Here is a 19550-nt window from a genome sequence, read left to right on the forward strand (position 1 = left end):
TCCAATTAGGAAACAAAGCCCAGATAGTTTCTGAATAAAACAATACATCGACATGTTGTAAGGGACTCCCAATGAACTCATTCTTCAGGCTAAGGAATGACGGAAAGGCGCCACAGCCTCAAAGCCATCACTAACACCGCCTGTACACCCACGTCGTCATCCTCGGGTGTGAGGAACGAATGAACCGGGGATCTCTTGCCGCTTGCTGATTAACTTCAGTTTAATCTATTGCATCAGATAGTTTCTTGAATAAAGCAATACAATGACATGTTGTAAGGGGTTCTCTATGAATTCATACCTCGCTCTAGGGAGTGACGCCATGACCTAAAAGCTTCTCTAGCAACGTTTATAACCCCACGTCGTCATCCTCGGGTATGAGGAACGAATGAACCGGGGATCTCTTTTCCAAACGATAGTGTGACGATATTTACAGCAATTGCTTAGCCACCGCTGCTATTTATCAAGCTATTACTAAAAACTATTGATCGTTCATTTCACTTTATGTTACTTTCCCGCGCAATCTCGGAATGAAAATGTTCAAGAAGAGCAACGATTGCTTCTGGGGGATACGCGTAGTGACCATTCTTGCTGATTGGGACATTACGTAGGGTAGGTATTGGCTAGTCCTTTAGCTGATAGACGGGATACTTATGGCGCAGTTCGTCATGTTAATGGGAAACCCAACATTGAACACACTAATTACAACATTGCTAATCAGCTCTGCATTTCCAAAGGGACCAGCTCCTCATAGCTGCCCGATCCTGCAAAAATGTCCAATTCTTCAAAACAGTAGCATTACTGAACCTTGAGCTCACGCTAACAATTTATCGCTGTCTTAAGACGGCTTAATTTCGTATTCGTCATTTGACTTATGCGAGCGTACAGCTATATCTCATTTCTAGACAATACGTGTACTTCACTATGAACTCTCTCCAAATTTAACGAGAGTTGGTGGGTAATTGCGTCTGATGGAGGTGAGTATGAACACATTCAAGGGGACTTTTATGACTACCGCCTTTGAAGTCGATATCAATACTATCGCAAATTCATTTTCAACTATGGTTCCTATCTTAGAGGGAACGTACGACCTAACACCTGACGCTATTTTGCTAGAGCAAGAACAGCATGAGTCGGATGTTCGCTCTTACCCAAGACGCCTGCCTATTGCTATTAAACGAGCATGTGGCGCTTTAGTTGAAGATACTCGTGGCCAACTCTTTCTCGATTGCTTAGCCGGTGCAGGTACACTTTCTCTGGGTTACAACCACCCTGAGATTAACCAAGCACTTAAAGACCAACTCGATTCTGGTTTGCCATACCAAACACTTGATATCACGACTCAAGCAAAAGAGACGTTTATCAAGCGAGTTAAAGCTTTTCTTCCTCAAGACTTTTCAAATAACTCGGTTCTTCAATTCTGTGGCCCATCTGGCGCTGACGCTGTGGAAGCGGCGATCAAGCTCGCCAAGCAAACCACAGGTCGCAACACCATGTTTGCTTTCCGTGGTGCTTACCATGGTATGACGAACGGCACCATGGGTATGATGGGTAACCTCGGCACTAAAGAGCGTCGTAGCGGCTTGATGTCTGATGTGCACTTCATGCCTTTCCCATACAACCTACGCTGCCCGTTTGGTATTGGTGGTGAAGCGGGTGCTAACGCGAGCATTCGTTACATCGAACGTATGTTGAATGATGACGAGTCTGGCATCATGAAACCGGCGGCGATGATCGTTGAGCCTGTGCAAGGTGAGGGCGGTGTGATTCCTGCTCCAGCATCTTGGTTACAAGGCCTACGTCGCATCTGTGATGAGCACGGCATCCTACTGATTTTTGATGAGATTCAGTGTGGTGTGGGCAAAACTGGCCATCGATTTGCGTTTGAAGAGTCTGGTGTTAATCCAGATATCTTATGTTTATCTAAAGCGATTGGTGGCGGACTGCCTATGTCGCTGCTTGTGTTCGATAAGAGCATTGATACATGGAAAGCGGGTGAGCACACCGGTACATTCCGTGGTAACCAATTAGCAATGGTCTCTGGCGCTAAGGCGTTGGAGATCATCGAACGAGATGGCTTAGTTGAGCACGCGAACATCGCAGGCCAATATTTACGTCACGGGCTTGAGAAGATTCAATCACGCGTTAGCTGTATTGCTGAAGTTCGTGGTAAAGGCCTGATGCTCGGTGCTGAGATCAAACAACCAAATGGTGAGCTTAACAAGTTTGGCGAACCACAATCAGACGGCGAACTAACCCTAGCGATTCAACGAGCAGCGTTAGAGCGTGGCTTGATGGTTGAAAAGGGTGGTCGTGATGGCTCGGTAATTCGTTTCCTTCCGCCAATGATTATCTCTTTTGAGCAGATTGACTTTGCACTCCGCGTAATGGAAGAAGCGATCATCGCAGCTGGTGGTGGCTTACAACAAGACCCAGCTTCAAGCGAACAAGCAAACCAAGAATGGAACAAGCATTTCATCCATACAGGTTTAGGCGGTAGCGACGAATTTGCTAACGTGATGAACCAAACCACTCAAGCGATGAAAGCGGTTTTTGAACAGGTTGAAACCCCTTATTCGGGTTTAGATCCAAAAGTGCTAGAAGCAGCTATCAATGCTGTCGACCTTGATAACAATCAACACGCTTTGGTTGATGTTGTAGATAGTACTGCAGACCTTGTCGCTGCAAACTCCATCTTCGTGCAACACCCAGATTGCATTGCACACCTTCACACTCCTCCTCTTATGGCTTCGGTAGCAGCGGAATCGATTATCGCGGCATTGAATCAATCAATGGATTCATGGGACCAAGCATCGGCTGCGACTTATGTTGAGCAGCGCGTCGTGGATTGGATGTGTGACAAATACCAACTTGGCGCACAAGCTGACGGTGTTTTCACTAGCGGTGGCACGCAAAGTAACCTAATGGGTTTATTGCTTGCGAGAGACTGGGTTGCGGATAAGCACAATGGTCACTCAATCCAAAAGCTTGGCTTACCAGAATACGCGAGCAAGCTGCGTATCTTATGTTCAAAGAAATCTCACTTCACGGTTCAAAAGTCAGCCTCTCTACTAGGGCTAGGCGAAGCGGCAGTGTGCTGTGTTGACACCAATGCAAACGGCACTATCAAGCCTGATTTGTTAGATGCAGAAGTGAAAGCGCTTAAAGCACAAGGGTTGATTCCTTTTGCTGTTGTCGGTACGGCGGGTACAACCGATCACGGTGCTATCGACGACCTTGATGCGATTGCAGACCTCGCAAGCCAACAAGGCCTTTGGTTCCATGTCGACAGTGCATACGGTGGCGCGCTTATCTTGAGTAGCCACAAGGCTCGCTTACAAGGCATCGAAAAAGCGGACTCTGTGAGTGTCGATTTCCACAAATTGTTCTATCAAACAATCAGCTGCGGCGCGGTATTGTTGAAAGACAAAGCGAACTTTAAGTACCTTCTACATCACGCAGATTACCTAAACCGCGAACACGATGAACTGCCAAATCTAGTCGATAAGTCTATTGCGACCACCAAGCGTTTCGATGCATTGAAAGTCTTCATGACGATGCAAAGCGTTGGACCAAAGCAGTTGGGTGATATGTACGACCATCTTCTTGAGCAAACGCTAGAAGTGGCAGACCTGATTCAAAACCAAGCTGACTTAGAGCTACTCGCAGAGCCGTCACTATCAACAGTGCTGTTCCGATCTAAGCCGTCAGCAAACGGCGAGCTAGATTTAGACAAATTGAATCAAACGCTAAGACTGGAAGCGCTGACTCGTGGTGTTGCAGTACTCGGTGAAACGGTCGTGGATGGTAAGAGTGCGCTTAAATTCACTATCTTGAATCCGTGCCTAAAGACATCAGATTTCAAATCTCTAATTAACAAAATTCAAACTCTAGCCACTGAGCTAGCAGAACAACAAGGGTAATTAATACTATGGCTATTCTACAAATTGGTGCAGGCGGCGTTGGTTGGGTTGTTGCACACAAAGCAGCACAAAATAACGAAGTACTGGGTGATATCACAATCGCTTCTCGCACAATCGCGAAGTGTGAAAAAATCATCGAATCTATCAAGGGTAAAAACAACCTTAAAGATTCAACTAAGAAACTAGAAGCACGTTCAGTAGACGCTGATGATGTTGATGCGCTTGTTGCTTTGATTAAAGAAGTTCAGCCGGATCTAGTGATCAACGCTGGTCCTCCTTGGGTAAACATGGCAATCATGGAAGCATGTTACCAATCTAAAGTTTCTTATTTAGATACATCGGTAGCGGTTGACCTATGTTCTGAAGGCCAACAAGTACCACAAGCTTACGATTGGCAGTGGGGCTACCGTGAGAAGTTCGCTGAAGCAGGCATCACAGGTATTCTTGGTGCTGGTTTCGATCCAGGTGTGGTATCAATCTTTGCTGCATACGCGGTTAAGCACTTGTTCGATGAGATTGACTCAATTGATGTAATGGATGTGAATGCTGGTGACCACGGCAAGAAGTTTGCGACAAACTTTGACCCAGAAACCAACATGCTTGAGATCCAAGGCGATTCTTTCTACTGGGAAAATGAAGAGTGGAAACAAGTACCTTGTCACTCTCGTATGCTTGAGTTTGAATTCCCGAACTGTGGTTCTCACAAAGTTTACTCAATGGCGCACGATGAAGTTCGTTCAATGAAAGAGTTCATCCCAGCTAAGCGTATCGAATTTTGGATGGGCTTTGGTGATGCATACTTGAACTACTTCAACTGCATGCGTGATATCGGTCTTCTTAGCCCAGATCCGCTAACACTGCACGATGGTACTGTGGTTCAGCCTCTGCATGTTCTTAAAGCACTACTACCGGATCCAACATCTCTAGCTCCGGGTTACACTGGTTTAACGTGTATCGGTACTTGGGTTCAAGGTAAGAAAGATGGTAAAGAGCGTAGCGTATTCATCTACAATAACGCAGACCACGAAGTGGCTTACGAAGACGTAGAGCACCAAGCGATCTCTTACACAACTGGTGTTCCAGCGATTACCGCTGCACTTCAGTTCTTCCGTGGCGAATGGGCTGATAAAGGCGTGTTCAACATGGAACAGCTAAATCCAGATCCGTTCCTAGCAACTATGCCGGAAATTGGTCTAGATTGGCATGTTCAAGAGCTTGAAGCAGGCCAAGGTCTTCCAGTGATTCATGAGCAGAAAAAATAAGAACTGATTTCTTGTTTTGATTGCTAATTAAAGGGGACATGGATTGTTCCCTTTTCGATGATGATAGCCTTGAAGCTTTGGTATCATTTATTTTGATTTTGTAACTCACTGCGCTCGGACAGGACAAAATCAAAATAAATCACACCAAAATTGTTAATTTACCTTTCCATCTATAGATGCTGCTTGAGTGTTTACAAAAATGACGTTTAAGAAAGAAGAACTAAAAACCCCATATTTCATGATCAACGAAGACAAGTTGATTGCGAACTTAGAAAAAGCCAAGCAACTGAAAGAGATTTCAGGTGTGAAATTGGTACTTGCGCTTAAGTGCTTCTCGACTTGGGGCGTGTTTGACATCATCAAACCGTACCTAGACGGTACTACTAGTTCTGGCCCTTATGAAGTGAAATTAGGTCACGAAACTTTTGGCGGTGAAACTCATGCTTACAGTGTGGGCTACAGTGAAGATGACGTGAGAGAGGTTGCTGACATCTGCGACAAGATGATCTTCAACTCTCAAAGCCAACTTGCTGCTTACCGTCATATTGTTGAAGGTAAAGCTTCACTGGGTTTACGTTTAAATCCGGGCGTGAGCTACGCAGGGCAAGACTTGGCGAATCCAGCACGTCAATTCTCGCGTTTGGGCGTGCAAGCTGACCACATCAAACCAGAAATTTTCGATGAGATTAATGGTGTGATGTTCCACATGAACTGTGAGAACAAAGACGTCGATGCGTTTATCGGCCTGCTTGATTCAATCTCAGAACAGTTTGGTGAGCACTTAGATAAGTTGGACTGGGTGAGCATGGGCGGAGGTGTGTTCTTCACATGGCCTGGCTATGACATCGAAAAACTCGGTCTTGCGCTGAAAGCCTTCTCTGAAAAGCACGGTGTGCAGATGTATCTTGAGCCGGGTGAAGCGATCATCACTAAAACAACCGACCTAGTTGTGACAGTGGTCGATATTGTTGAGAACGTGAAGAAAACAGCGATTGTGGATTCAGCGACTGAGGCGCACCGCCTTGACACGCTTATCTACAATGAGCCCGCATCAGTATTGGAAGCATCAGAAACAGGCAGCCATGACTACGTGATTGGTTCGTGTTCATGTCTTGCGGGCGATCAGTTCTGCGAAGCGAGCTTTGATGAGCCACTTAAGATTGGTCAAAAGCTGCATCTGTTAGACAGCGCGGGTTACACAATGGTGAAATTGAACTGGTTCAATGGCCTTAAAATGCCTTCAATCTACTGTGAACGTAGCAGTGGTGAAGTTCAGAAGCTAAATGAATTCGGCTATGAAGACTTCAAACGCTCATTATCACAATGGTCAGTTAAGTAACTGAATCACAAGTTCAGAGCAATACAAAGAGCAGCTAATGAGCTGCTCTTTTTTGTTCTTTAATTTTGTTTATTTAGCTTTCAATCATCACACGAGTATCTTCACTGAGCGTTTCGAGTTCATTAACTACGTCGTCGATCTGTACTTCGATTGGCAGCTTAACGGCGATTTTTGATGTGAATAGACTTGAGCTAACACCGCCGCCACCAGCGATAAAGACGCGGTGACAATCCATATCGAGAATACTGATTCCTTGTCTATCCAATACATGAGTCACTTCGTTGACGATACCTGCTCGGTCGTTAGAGTCGAGTCTCAAGTGATGGACCGTGTCTTGAACATTGTGTGTATGATCGGAATCGACAAACTGCACGATGAGATCTGGATTGGCGCTGAACGCTTCTTTTACAATCGATTCGTTGATGGCTGGAAGTTGAACCTTTAGTACGCCTGCGACTTGGTCTTCAATAAAGTTCACTTTACTGATGAGCCATTTGCCGTCGTTTTCGTGAGTAACCGCAGCAAGCTGTTTGATTGTTGCTGGTGATGCTTTTCCGATAAAGTTTACGATAAATGTACTGTTCATATCAGCCCCCAAGGTTTCAATTATTCTTTGCTAATTAAATGTTTGATATCACGCGATAAAGTTCTTTAATTTCAGTGTAGAAGGTTACATCGAACAATGTTTGACCTAGGTCAATTTTTGAAACTAAGCTTCGATGCAAAAAAAGAGAATGAAGAGTAGGGCACAAAAAAAGCGGCTAGAGAGCCGCTTTTTAGAAGAGTTGTCACTGTGATTGATGATTCAGCAACTTATATTCAATAACTTATATTGAGTAGTACTAGAGACGAATTAGAACGTTACTTTGAAGTTCATACCAACAAACTGAGAGTCGTATGGTGCGCCAGCATCGTAAGCAAAACGTGCAGCGTCTTGGTTATCCCACCAAGGGTTAGTATTCAGGTTAACTTCTGCATCACCGCCCCATGCGTCACTTACCCAGTAGTGAATGTGTCCAACAGGGTTAAGGAAGAATAGCGACACATCACCCATGGTTTGAGAGCCCATCACTTCGCCACCTGAAGCAATGATATCCTGCTCTGCTTCTAGCATCATTTCACCGACAACCGCACCGAAGAAAGGTGTGATGAAGAGATCTTGCCATGAAGGTACTTCTGCAAACGCTTCTACGCCGTATTCCCAGAAGAACGTCGACATAGTCCAAGAGTATAAGAATGACTCAAACTCGTCGTAACCTGCGTGTCGAGCTGCGGTGTAGTAAACACCACCGAAATATGGGTGCATTACGTAGTTTAGGAAGTGTTCGTCACGGTCCCATGTTGGACCAGCAGAAACGTTATCTTTCCACTTTTTACCTAATGAGCTGATATCACGTTGGTCATCATCCCACTTAGTAATACTTTCAGGGAGCAGAGTCATTAGACCCACTGTCGCGACACTCAAGCCAAGAATGGTGTAGGTTTGACCCATTAGGTAATCCCAATCTTTCTCCTGACTCACCAACATGTGTTTTGGTTGTTGGATTGAGAAGTCGTACTCATCACTCGATTCGCTCAGTGCGTAATTGGTACTAGGCTTGTAGGTGTACAAGTTGTCATTAAAACAGTAATCTTGAGCACATTCATCCGAGTAAGAAAGGTTGATTGGCTGGTCGAAGTCGTATTGGCTTGCAACCGAGTTAACTGACATTAGCATTGAAAATGCGGCAGTAACCTTTGCTAGTAACGGTGATTTGGCCACAAGGGTCTCCATGAGAAAGTTTGGAATTGATCAGGATCACAATTATCTATTAAATGCCTGATTTAGGGAACTAATAATTTATAGCTTTTCCTAAGAAAACCTTAGGTTTAACATTATTAATATTAGTGAAAAGGCGAATTGCTCCAAATTCAACCATAGACCAGTTTGTAAATAATGCAGTGTCTTTTTATGACAACAAGGGATAGAAATATGACGAAAATCGCAATGTTAAGCACAGGTGAAGAAGTTCTTCATGGAGACATTGTAGATACAAACGCAGCTTGGATGTCTGCTGAGTTTTATCAGCATGGTTTTGCGCTTGCTAAGCGCTCAACTGTGGGTGATCAAATGAATGCTCTTGTTGAAGAACTGCTGATGCTGAGCTTTAACTATGATGTGGTTATCGTTAATGGTGGTTTAGGCCCGACAACCGATGATATGAGTGCTGCCGCCGCTGCAGCTGCTTCCGAGCAGAAACTCGTCATGTTCCCTGAATGGCTTGCTCGTATGGAAGAGATGTTCTCTGGACGTGGCATGCCAATGCCAGACAGCAACCTTAAACAAGCTTTGTTACCTGCGAGTTCAGAGATTGTCGATAACCCTGTGGGGACGGCTTGTGGCTTCAAACTGAAAATTAACGATGCGACTTTCTATTTCACGCCGGGTGTACCAAGTGAATTCAAGCGCATGGTGACGTTTGAGATTCTTCCTGACTTGTCGTGTACCTACCCTCAAGTGGTTGCCTCTGAATGCAGTCGACTGTTTACGTTTGGTTTGTCTGAGTCCGGTATCTCTGATGTTTTGGATCAACTAAAGCTGCCAGAAGGTTATGAACTTGGTTATCGCTCTTATCTGCCGTTCATTGAGGTCAAACTGTTTGGTCCTAAGGCAGACTTAGAAACTCGCGTTAAGCTTCTGCAGATGGTTTACAAGCTGCTAGAGAGTAATGTCGTTAGTGTTGATGAGCCGATGATTGACCATATTGGACACATCATGGCGGAAAAAAAGAAGACGTTATCTGTGTCTGAAGTGTCGACCAAAGGTTCACTGTCAGCGTGGCTGCAATTGAATGAGCAGATAGAAGATTGCTTCGGACACTCATGGGTGATGGCTGAGCCAAAAGAGAGCGAACTTGAAAAGAGCGATCCATTAGCCGCGACCTTTGCGCTGGCTGGAGCAACAAGAGATAAGTGCGGAACTGAATTGGCTTTGGTGACTGGTAAGCTGGAAGGCAACACATTCAGCGTTGCATTGTCGACTGAAGCAGGCGAGTGGGGGCAGGTACTTGAGTTTTATCGTCAGTACTCGCGTGAAGACCAACGCAACGTGATTAAGACCGTTGCCGCCGATATGCTGAGAAGGCATTTAGATAACAAACCGATGTTTGGTACTTATTCTTCGGTTAAGCGATTAAAAGACATGTTTATTCCAGCGGCTATCATTAAGTAGCTATGTAAGCTAACGATGTAAGCGAACTCGCTAAGTCTGTATTAAAAACGCTAGAAAAAACGAAATAAAAAGGCCCAACATCTAAATAGGTGTTGGGCCTTTTGTTTATCTAGCCTTCTAGATAACCAAACAAGCAGCGATGTTTACACGCAACTCATGTCTGTAAGAACTCGATTACAAACCGCTTGTCATATGTAGGCTGTAGAACAAACCACGGCCGATTAACTCTGAAGCCAAGAACAATACTAGTGCTAAGCCAAGGTTAACTGGGTTCACTTTTGCTTTGTTCAGCATAGGTAGAATCCAAATCAACAAGCTTGCCATTAGCAGTGCCACTTGAAGAATCACATAGCTACCTAAACCATCGACTAACTCAGACGCTTTTGCCGCTGAAGTTTGGATGTCTCCGATTAGGTTCAGTTTTCCTACTGTCACAAGCAAGCTGATAGCAACAGCGATAACAGCCAACATGGTGATGTTACGGTCAACCGTAAAGCGGCTGTCGTTTGCGAATACAATCACGAACTGAGATAACAGCAAGCCACCCACAACCATCGTCATGATGAAGCTCAGTGGTGTGTAGATGTTGTCCCACGTCGGTACTGTGTTGATCATGTATACGTTGATCATCGCGTACATGAAGATAACACCCAGTACCATCGCGCCAACCATCAGTGCTTTCTGGATAGCAACGCCACCTTTCTTGACTACCGACAGTAACCATTGCAGGCCACCGACAGCGAAGAATGCCGCACCGAAGAACACTTCGTTAGACAACCAAGCCGAACCTAGCTGATTAAAAGCGTTAAACGCGCGCAGTGGAGAGCCAAGGTGCGTTGTCGAGAACATGAAGCCAAGACCCATCAGTACCCATAGGATAAACATTGGAACCTTGTAGCTGTTCAGCTTCTCTTCGTCATGACCAAGTACCAGTGCACGTGCGCCAATCAGTAAGTAACCACCAACCGCAGTTTGCGCCAGCACCGTAAAGAAGATTAAAGACCACTCATGAAAAATCATCTTACACCTCCTTCGGGTTTGCTAGGTGACCGCTGGTATCGCCAGTCGGCTTCGCGTTTTTGTTCAGCTTAATCACGATGTTTGGTAGCGTTTCTGTTGAAGATGGCAGTGGAGCCACATCCGCACCAGAGCCGTACTTCTCGCGAAGTGTATTGATTTCACCAAACTCCAATGCACGAAGTGGGCAAGACTCAACACAGATAGGCTGTTTGCCTTCAGAAACACGTTGGTAACAACCATCGCATTTCGTCATATGACCTTTCTTAGCATTGTATTGTGGTGCGCCGTAAGGACACGCATTGCTACAGTGCTGACAACCAATACATACGCTCTCATCAACCACAACCAAACCGTCTTCATCACGTTTGTGCATTGCGCCCGAAGGACACACTTTCACACACGCTGGGTTAGTACAGTGGTTACAAGCGATAGATAGGTAGTAAGAAAAGACATCTTTCTGAACCCAGGTATCACCATCTTGAGTGAAGCCACCACCGGCATATTCGTATACGCGACGGTAGTTCGTTTTGATGTCTAGATCGTTATAATCTTTACAAGCAAGCTGACAGGTTTTACAACCCGTGCATTTACTTGAATCAATGTAAAAGCCGTATTGTTTCATTCCAACCTACCTTATGCTTTCTTTAGCGCTTTGATTTGAACTAGGTTTGTATGCTGAGGGTTACCCTTAGCAAGTGGGCTCGGGCGCTGAGTCGTCAGCACGTTGATAGAGCCTGCATGGTCGATCTTCTGACCATCTGGTGCGTACCATGCACCTTCGCCTAGTGCGACAACTCGAGGAAGAATCCTAGGTGTCACTTTCGCTGGAATATGTACTTCGCCACGGTCGTTGAAAATACTCACCATGTCGCCGCTATCAATACCACGTTCTTTTGCATCGATTGGGTTGATCCACAACTCTTGCGGTGCTGCTGCTTTGATTTCTGCAACGTTGCCGTAAGTCGAGTGAGTACGAGCCTTGTAGTGGAAACCGGTTAGCTGAAGTGGGTACTTCTCTGCTAGTGGGTCGTTATGACCTTCGAAAGAGTCCGCGTAAATCGGAAGTGGGTGAATCACTTCGTCTTCTTTCAGCTTCCAAGTCTTCGCGATATCAGCCAGTTGCTCTGAGTAGATCTCAATCTTGCCACTTGGTGTAGTCAGTGGGTTCGCTTCAGGATCTTTGCGGAAGTCTTCGTAAGCGATGTAGTGGTGGTCGTAGCTACGTTTGTAGATACCCAGCTCTTTCATCTCTTCGAAGGTTGGCAGTGTTGGATCGTTCTTACGAGTTTCTGCGTAAAGGTGCTCAATCCATTGCTCTTGAGTACGGCCTTCGGTGAACTCTTTTTCTACGCCCATGCGTTTTGCAAGCTGAGTACACATCTCGTAGATAGATTTCGCTTCAAACTGAGGCTCAATCGCTTTCTGCGCGTAGATGAAGTAAGGCATGTTCGCCGCTTTACCGTCCATACACCAGTCGTCTTGCTCAGACGTTGTTAAGTCTGGAAGGATGATATCGGCGTATTTCGCTGAAGAAGTCATATGGTTATCAACCACGACAATCATTTCACACGCACTTTCATCTTGAAGAATCGCGTGAGTCTTGTTGATGTCTGAGTGTTGGTTGATGATGCAGTTACCTGCGTAGTTCCAGATCATTTTGATTGGGTTCTTAAGGCGCTCTGCACCGCGAACACCATCAGTGATGTCGGTCATTTCATGGTGACGGTAAATCGCGTCTGTCCACATGAACATTGAAATAGACGTTTCAACTGGGTTTGGCACAGTAGGGAAGCGCACAAACGGAATGTTGATGTCACTTTCACGAGCACCTGTTGAACCGCCTGATACACCCACAGAACCGGTGAGTAGCGACAGCATTGCGATTGCACGACAAGCTAGCTCACCGTTCGCAGTACGTTGTAACCCCCAACCTTGGTGGATAGCACACGGTTTTGCTGTGCCCATCTCACGACCAAGCTTCACGATAGTATCAACTGGAATACCCGTGATCTTAGAAGCCCACTCTGGTGTTTTCTCTACGCCATCTTCACCTAAACCTAGGATGTAAGATTTGTAGTCGCTGTTTTTAGGCGCTGATGCAGGCAGAGTTTTCTCGTCGTAACCTACGCAGTATTTGTCTAGGAACGGTTGGTCGACAAGGTCTTCCGTGATCATCACGTGTGCAAGGCCGGCAACCAACGCAGCATCGGTAGAAGGACGAATTGGGATCCATTGATCTTCACGACCACCGGCAGTATCGGTGTAGCGAGGGTCGATGATGATCGTTCTTGCGTTCGATTTGTTTTTGCTCTCTACGTAGTGGTGGATCAGACCGCCACCAGACATACGTGTCTCAGCAGGGTTGTTACCAAACTGAATGTTAAGTTTAGTGTTCTCTAAATCAGAGAAAGAGTTGTTGTTTGCCCAACCGCCGTAGGTGTAGCTCAAGCCTTTCGTGATTTGCGCTGTTGAGTAGTCACCGTAATGGTTTAGGTAACCACCACTTAAGTTCATTAGACGAGCAATCAGCGTTTGAGCTGGTGGCCAAGACTTAGTTACTGTACCGCCCAGCGTACCAGTACCGTAGTTTAGGTAGATGGTGTCGTTACCGTAGTCTTTGATAAGGCGTTGCATGGTGCCAGCGACTTCATCATAAGCCTCTTCCCAGCTAATACGCTTAAACTTACCTTCACCACGTTTACCCACACGTTTCATTGGGTACTTTAGGCGATCTGGGTTATAAACACGGCGGCGCATCGAGCGACCACGTAGACACGCACGAACTTGGTGATGACCGTATTCGTCAGTGCCTGTGTTGTCTGTTTCTACGTATTTGATTTCACCGTTTTGTACATGCATACGCAGTGGGCAGCGAGAGCCACAGTTTACTGTACATGCACTCCACACGATTTTCTCATCCACATTCTCAGCAACCGCAGCCGCTACTGGTTTGGATTTGAAAGGTAAAGCGATACCGCCCGCAAGTGCAGCTGCACTACCTACTGCAGAGGAAGCTTTCATGAAGCCTCTTCGAGTAAGATTCATTACCCCAGATTCTTTCTTATTCGTCATTCTAAGATGCCTTTTACTATTGATAGCTAGCACTTTATAGGTAGTTTGTTCTTTATGTATTTATTTCGAATTATTGATTGATTGGCATCAAATAAGTGTGGAATTTAAAGTTTATGAATTGAATGTATAAAATAGATCAAAGAATGAAATGAGTTAATTAATATAATTATCTTTAAACCTATAACGGTATAAATAATAATGATTATCGATACGCATAAATTGTTGGGTTCGCTATTTTATCAAGCGACAAGTAAAGAACAGTTAATCACCATTGTCGAAGCTTTGGTTGAGAGCGAAGTACTCTCTGAAGAATGCTTGCAGGCATTAAGAAGCGAAGACGAAGATGCGCTCGCAGCAGAGTTCAGCCGCCTGTTTGAAGGCGTTGGAGATATGCCAGCTCCGCCTTGGGGTTCTGTGTACCTAGATAAAGACCGCGTTGTGTTTGGTGCTTCTACGGTTGAGTATCGCCAGTTTTTAGAATTGAATCAGATTGAATTAGACACTGGGTTAAGAGAGCCGGAAGATCAATTTGGTTTAATGTTATTCGCTCATGCGTATTTGTTAGAAAATAATATTAATTCAGCTGGTGAATTACTTGAGGGTCACTTATTAACTTGGTCTTCTGTTTATTTAGAAAAACTAAATAAAGCATCAGAGTTATCTTTTTATAAAAAGCTATCGGTTGATGTAATAGATTGGTTTAAGTACTTAATATCTGAATATAATTTAAACGTTGCTACTAAAAAGTTATATATCGACTAATGTCTGAACAAATAAATTCAAATAGACGCGGTTTCTTAACTCGACTTTCTAAACCGGTTAAAGCAGCCGCGAATTATGAAGAGATATCACAGCGCTTGCATGCAAGACCGCCAAGAGCGGTCGATGAGGTGCTGTTTGAGCGTCTTTGCGACGGTTGTGGATTGTGTGAACAATCGTGTCCAAATAGCGTTATTGAGGTGCTAGAGGGCAGTGCGCTGCTGAATTTGGATTACAACAGTTGTTCTATGTGTAACAAATGCACTGAAGTGTGTCCGACCGGCGCACTTCATCCAACGGTCACGCCTTATATCGACCTCAAGCCGAGCTTTGCGGATAGCTGCAATAATTACATGCAAATGGACTGTTCAGCATGCCAAACGGCGTGTTCAGCTGGTGCAATACACATCGAAGTAGGAGAGTTGCCTACAGTGGACAAAGATAAGTGTAACGGCTGTGGAGAGTGCCGAAGCGCTTGTTATATTGGCTCTGTGACTCTTAACCTGACTCAGCAATAAACGTTTGGCTTTGTATGACACAAGCCAACAGGAAGATTTGGTTGAGTGATAGACGAGTCGCTTTAGATACCTAAAGACATAAATAGAAAAGGGTCCGCATTCCTAAAGGAAGCGGACCCTTTTTTGATTCTTATTGACGATATTCGAACAAAGTGACCTAAAGCCAGCTGGCTTATGCGCGTTTTTGCTTGTTTCTATGAATAACGTTACTCAGCGATAGCTCAGTCTTTGCTTTACAGATACAAGGCAATATCTCATTACCTTGCGTGTAAGCCATAGCAAAACCAACGTACTCGACCTCACCAGAATCCAACGTGCAGCGGCAAGCGCCACAGTGACCATCTCGGCAGTTGTATTCTGGCTCTAACCCAGCTTGTTCCATTGTTTCCAACAGAGTGTTTGAAGGGTTAGATTCAATTGAAGTCAGTTTGTTGATTGTGATTGTTGGCATTACAGCTCAAATCCTTCAAAGTCGTCAGCTTTTACTTCGTTGTCGATTTGGCCAACTAGGTAAGAACTGATTTCTGCTTCTTGTGGAGCAACTTGAACGTTATCTGAAGACAACCAAGCGTTGATCCATGGAATTGGGTTCGACGTTGCTGCTGGGTAAGCCGTACCTAGGCCAACAGCCTGCATACGGATGTTGGTAATGTACTCAACGTATTGGCAAAGAATGTCTTTGTTCAGACCAATCATAGAGCCATCTTTGAATAGGTATTCTGCCCACTCTTTCTCTTGCTCAGCCGCTTCTTTGAATAGGTCGAAACACTCTTGCTTACACTCTTCAGCGATCTGCATGAATTCAAAATCATCTTGACCATTGCGTAGCAAGTTGATCATGTGCTGTGTACCAGTAAGGTGAAGGGCTTCATCACGAGCGATTAGCTTGATGATCTTCGCGTTACCTTCCATTAGCTCACGCTCAGCGAATGCGAATGAACATGCAAAACTCACGTAGAAACGAATCGCTTCCAGTGCGTTTACAGACATTAGACATACGTAAAGCTTCTTCTTCAGGTCGTGAAGTGAAATCTTAACGTCTTCGCCGTTGATGTTGTGGTTGCCTTCACCGTAGCGGTGGTAGTCAGCCGTCAGCTTGATTAAATCATCGTAGTAAAACGCGATGTCTTTCGCACGCTTCAGGATCTCTTCGTTTTCAACGATGTCGTCGAATACTACACCTGGATCATTGACGATGTTACGGATGATATGTGTGTAAGAACGAGAGTGAATCGTTTCAGAGAAAGACCAAGTCTCAATCCAAGTTTCAACTTCTGGTAGAGATACCAGTGGAAGTAGGGCAACGTTAGGGCTGCGGCCTTGGATAGAATCTAGAAGCGTTTGGTACTTCAAGTTAGAGATGAAAATGTGCTTTTCATGCTCAGGAAGCTTGTTGTAGTCGATACGGTCGCTAGATACGTCTACTTCTTCTGGACGCCAGAAGAAAGAAAGCTGCTTCTCGATCAACTTTTCGAAGATTTCGAATTTTTGTTGGTCGTAACGTGCAACGTTTACCGACTGACCCAAGAACATTGGTTCTTTTAGTTGGTCATTTTTTTGCTGAGAAAAAGTACTGTAAGCCATAAATGCCTCAAATCCTTTAAAGACCCGTAATAAAACGGGCCCTGTTAATGCTTTAAACCCAGAGAAGATAACTCTTCTCTGGGGTCTTAATGTTTATTGCGGTTTAGATCTTACAACCGCCGCCTTCACAATCTTCTTCCGGCACTTGAACTGCATCGCCTTGGTCGTCTTTAGCACCATCACGAGTGTTATGGTAGTAAAGCGTCTTAACACCGTACTTGTACGCTGTTAGTAGGTCTTGAAGCAGCTTCTTCATTGGTACTTTACCGCTGTCGTAAACACTTGGGTCATAGTTAGTGTTTGCAGAGATAGCTTGGTCAACGAATTTTTGCATGATACCCACTAGGTGTAGGTAACCGTCGTTAGAACCAATGTTCCAAAGTAGCTCGTAGTTCTCTTTAAGATTTAGGAAATCTGGAACCACTTGCTTAAGGATGCCGTCTTTCGATGCTTTCACTGATACGTAACCACGTGGTGGCTCGATACCGTTAGTCGCGTTCGAGATTTGAGACGATGTCTCAGAAGGCATAAGCGCTGTTAGCGTAGAGTTACGCAGACCGTGCTCCATGATCTCTTCGCGTAGCGTGTCCCAATCGTAGTGCAGTGGCTCTTCACATACTAAGTCGATATCTTTCTTGTAAGTATCGATTGGCAGTAGGCCTTTCGCGTAGTTGGTCTCGTGGAAAGATGGGCAACGGCCTTGTTCTTTCGCCAGTTCAACAGACGCTTTTAACAAGTGGTATTGAATTGCTTCAAAAGTACGGTGAGTCAGACTGTTTGCGCTGCCATCAGAGTACTTCACGCCGTTTTTCGCTAGGTAGTATGCGTAGTTGATGACACCCACACCTAGAGTACGACGGTTCATTGTCGACTTGCGTGCTGCTGGAAGTGGGTAGTCTTGGTAATCAAGCAATGCATCAAGTGCACGAACAACCAGTTCAGAAAGCTCAGCAAGGTCGTCTAGCTCGTTGATTGCGCCTAGGTTAAACGCTGAAAGCGTACATAGTGCAATTTCACCTTCGTCATCTTCTACGTTAGAAAGTGGCTTAGTTGGTAGCGCGATTTCTAGACATAGGTTCGACTGACGAACAGGAGCCACTTCAGAATCAAACGGGCTGTGTGTATTACAGTGGTCAACGTTCTGAATGTAGATACGACCAGTAGAAGCTCGCTCTTGCATTAGCAGAGAGAACAGCTCAACGGCTTTAACCGTTTCACGCTTCACTGAAGGATCGTTTTCGTACTTAACATATAGTTCTTCAAAACGGTCTTGGTTTTCGAAGAACGCATCGTAAAGGCCAGGTACGTCAGAAGGTGAGAACAGGCTGATGTTGCCACCTTGAACAAGACGAGAATACATGAGTTTGTTCAGCTGTACGCCGTAGTCCATGTGACGAACACGGTTCTCTTCAACGCCGCGGTTGTTTTTCAGTACTAATAGAGACTGAACTTCACCATGCCATAGTGGGTAGAATACCGTTGCCGCACCGCCACGAACACCACCTTGTGAACAACATTTTACTGCTGTTTGGAAGTATTTGTAGAAAGGGATACAGCCAGTGTGGAACGCTTCACCATTACGGATTTCAGAACCCAGCGCACGGATACGACCTGCGTTGATACCAATACCAGCACGTTGAGATACGTAACGAACAATTGAGCTTGCTGTTGCGTTGATTGAATCAAGGCTGTCACCACATTCGATCAGTACACAAGAGCTGAATTGACGAGTAGGCGTACGTACACCAGACATGATCGGTGTAGGTAGAGAAATCTTAAACGTAGACGATGCGTCGTAAAAACGTTTGATGTAGTCAAGACGAGTCGATTTCGGGTATTTAGCGAATAGACACGCAGCAACTAAAATGTAAAGGAACTGAGCACTCTCGTAGATTTCTTTCGTTACACGGTTTTGCACGAAGTATTTACCTTCGAGCTGCTTAACCGCTGCGTAAGAGAAGTCTAAGTCACGTTTGTGGTCGATGTACTCGTCAAGCTCTTCGAATTCAGCTTTCGTGTAGTCTTCCATAAGGTGGCTATCGTATTTACCCATATCAACCAGTTTTGCAACGTGGTCATACAGTGCAGGCGGCTCGTATTCGCCGTACGCTTTTTTACGTAGGTGGAATACAGACAGACGTGCTGCTAGATATTGGTAATCAGGAGTCTCTTCAGAGATTAAATCCGCTGCTGACTTGATGATAGTTTCATGAATGTCAGTAGTGGTGATGCCATCGTAAAACTGAATGTGAGCTTTCAATTCTACTTGTGATACAGAAACATTGTGCAAGCCTTCAGCTGCCCATGTAATCACGCGATGGATCTTCTCTAGATCGATCGTTTCTTTGCGCCCGTTACGCTTGGTAACAGTAAGTTGTTGGTTCATTCTGCTTAATTTCCCTAACAAAACTGAACAAGGCCGTGTTTTTGTGTATTTCTGTGTAATTTTTGTAAATTACGTTTCGGCTTTGTGATCTTGGTCTACCCATACATTGTAGTTCAAACACAACATATAGGGGTCATTTGTTTGTTGGGTTACAAGATAGTGCTACAACTGATATTTTTCAAGGTAAAGAAATGGGGTTGCTTGTGGATAAGTGGTGGATTGAAAAAAAACTGTAAGTGACCACTAACTGATGAGGTTATATGTGACTTGATTGTATAAAAGTCGGCTTTTAATGATGCTTTATTTTTGCACGCCCATAAAAAAAAATTCCTTGATCTTTGGCCAAAATGGGCGATTGATTTTAGGCGATTAAATTTAAATCGAGGTGGTCAAAATGGAAGCTAGCGCACGAAATTTAGACTGAAAAAAGTCGCAAAGTTATGGTAATTGCAACTCTTTTCATTCGTCTTTTTTACAAA

14 protein-coding genes are annotated in these 19550 nt (G+C 44.8%); 6 read left to right on the plus strand and 8 right to left on the minus strand.

Going from position 1 to position 19550, the window contains the following annotated elements:
• The first annotated feature begins 980 nt into the window (after positions 1 to 980).
• From AB4249_RS21235 to nspC, 3 genes are all read left to right on the plus strand, one after another.
• The gene (locus AB4249_RS21235) at positions 981 to 3920 is read left to right on the plus strand and encodes a pyridoxal phosphate-dependent class III aminotransferase (protein ID WP_170791836.1); all 2940 of its coding nucleotides are present in this window, start codon (positions 981 to 983) and stop codon (positions 3918 to 3920) included.
• Between the two features lie 8 nt (positions 3921 to 3928).
• A complete protein-coding gene (locus AB4249_RS21240) occupies positions 3929 to 5182 on the plus strand; it encodes a carboxynorspermidine synthase (protein ID WP_372104683.1) in 1254 nt (417 codons plus the stop codon).
• Positions 5183 to 5381: 199 nt separating this feature from the next.
• Positions 5382 to 6521, plus strand: coding sequence for a carboxynorspermidine decarboxylase (gene nspC, locus AB4249_RS21245; protein WP_017063550.1), 1140 nt, complete (start codon positions 5382 to 5384; stop codon positions 6519 to 6521).
• Positions 6522 to 6594: 73 nt separating this feature from the next.
• Here nspC and AB4249_RS21250 read toward each other — a convergent pair whose 3' ends face one another.
• Together AB4249_RS21250 and AB4249_RS21255 are read right to left on the minus strand one after the other, a co-directional pair.
• Positions 6595 to 7107 (minus strand): glycine cleavage system protein R, encoded by a 513-nt coding sequence (locus AB4249_RS21250; protein WP_017061000.1) that lies wholly within the window; start codon positions 7105 to 7107, stop codon positions 6595 to 6597.
• A gap of 267 nt (positions 7108 to 7374) precedes the next feature.
• Positions 7375 to 8283 (minus strand): DUF3943 domain-containing protein, encoded by a 909-nt coding sequence (locus tag AB4249_RS21255; RefSeq protein WP_017069173.1) that lies wholly within the window; start codon positions 8281 to 8283, stop codon positions 7375 to 7377.
• Between the two features lie 210 nt (positions 8284 to 8493).
• Between AB4249_RS21255 and AB4249_RS21260 the strand changes: the two genes are divergently transcribed.
• Complete coding sequence (locus tag AB4249_RS21260) at positions 8494 to 9732, plus strand: CinA family nicotinamide mononucleotide deamidase-related protein (protein ID WP_017069172.1); 1239 nt, start codon at positions 8494 to 8496, stop codon at positions 9730 to 9732.
• 174 nt (positions 9733 to 9906) lie between these two features.
• Here AB4249_RS21260 and AB4249_RS21265 read toward each other — a convergent pair whose 3' ends face one another.
• Genes AB4249_RS21265 through AB4249_RS21275 form a run of 3 tightly spaced genes read right to left on the minus strand, consistent with a single transcriptional unit; the run spans position 9907 to position 13824 of the window.
• Complete coding sequence (locus tag AB4249_RS21265) at positions 9907 to 10752, minus strand: DmsC/YnfH family molybdoenzyme membrane anchor subunit (protein WP_017060997.1); 846 nt, start codon at positions 10750 to 10752, stop codon at positions 9907 to 9909.
• A gap of 1 nt (position 10753) precedes the next feature.
• A complete protein-coding gene (locus tag AB4249_RS21270; RefSeq protein WP_004733360.1) occupies positions 10754 to 11374 on the minus strand; it encodes a DMSO/selenate family reductase complex B subunit in 621 nt (206 codons plus the stop codon).
• Positions 11375 to 11385: 11 nt separating this feature from the next.
• The gene (locus tag AB4249_RS21275; RefSeq protein WP_017063553.1) at positions 11386 to 13824 is read right to left on the minus strand and encodes a DmsA/YnfE/YnfF family dimethyl sulfoxide reductase; all 2439 of its coding nucleotides are present in this window, start codon (positions 13822 to 13824) and stop codon (positions 11386 to 11388) included.
• 198 nt (positions 13825 to 14022) lie between these two features.
• Here AB4249_RS21275 and AB4249_RS21280 point away from each other — a divergent pair, with 198 nt between their 5' ends.
• A complete protein-coding gene (locus AB4249_RS21280) occupies positions 14023 to 14586 on the plus strand; it encodes a molecular chaperone TorD family protein (protein WP_372104686.1) in 564 nt (187 codons plus the stop codon).
• On the plus strand, positions 14586 to 15101 hold the full coding sequence (napF, locus tag AB4249_RS21285) for a ferredoxin-type protein NapF (protein ID WP_372104689.1): 516 nt from the start codon (positions 14586 to 14588) through the stop codon (positions 15099 to 15101). Before AB4249_RS21280 ends, napF begins: the two co-directional genes overlap by 1 nt.
• A 172-nt stretch (positions 15102 to 15273) precedes the next feature.
• Here napF and yfaE read toward each other — a convergent pair whose 3' ends face one another.
• The 3 genes from yfaE to nrdA form a co-directional block, all read right to left on the minus strand.
• Positions 15274 to 15552: a class I ribonucleotide reductase maintenance protein YfaE gene (gene yfaE / locus AB4249_RS21290; RefSeq protein WP_372104691.1), complete on the minus strand. Its 279-nt coding sequence runs from the start codon at positions 15550 to 15552 to the stop codon at positions 15274 to 15276.
• Positions 15552 to 16685, minus strand: a complete 1134-nt coding sequence (gene nrdB, locus AB4249_RS21295) for a class Ia ribonucleoside-diphosphate reductase subunit beta (RefSeq protein ID WP_372104694.1) — start codon at positions 16683 to 16685, stop codon at positions 15552 to 15554. Before nrdB ends, yfaE begins: the two co-directional genes overlap by 1 nt.
• Positions 16686 to 16788: 103 nt before the next feature.
• On the minus strand, positions 16789 to 19071 hold the full coding sequence (nrdA, locus tag AB4249_RS21300) for a class 1a ribonucleoside-diphosphate reductase subunit alpha (RefSeq protein WP_102333640.1): 2283 nt from the start codon (positions 19069 to 19071) through the stop codon (positions 16789 to 16791).
• Between the last annotated feature and the right edge of the window lie 479 nt (positions 19072 to 19550).

It is taken from the genome of Vibrio sp. 10N.261.55.F4, assembly GCF_041470465.1.
Taxonomy (GTDB): Bacteria; Pseudomonadota; Gammaproteobacteria; order Enterobacterales; family Vibrionaceae; genus Vibrio; species Vibrio crassostreae_C.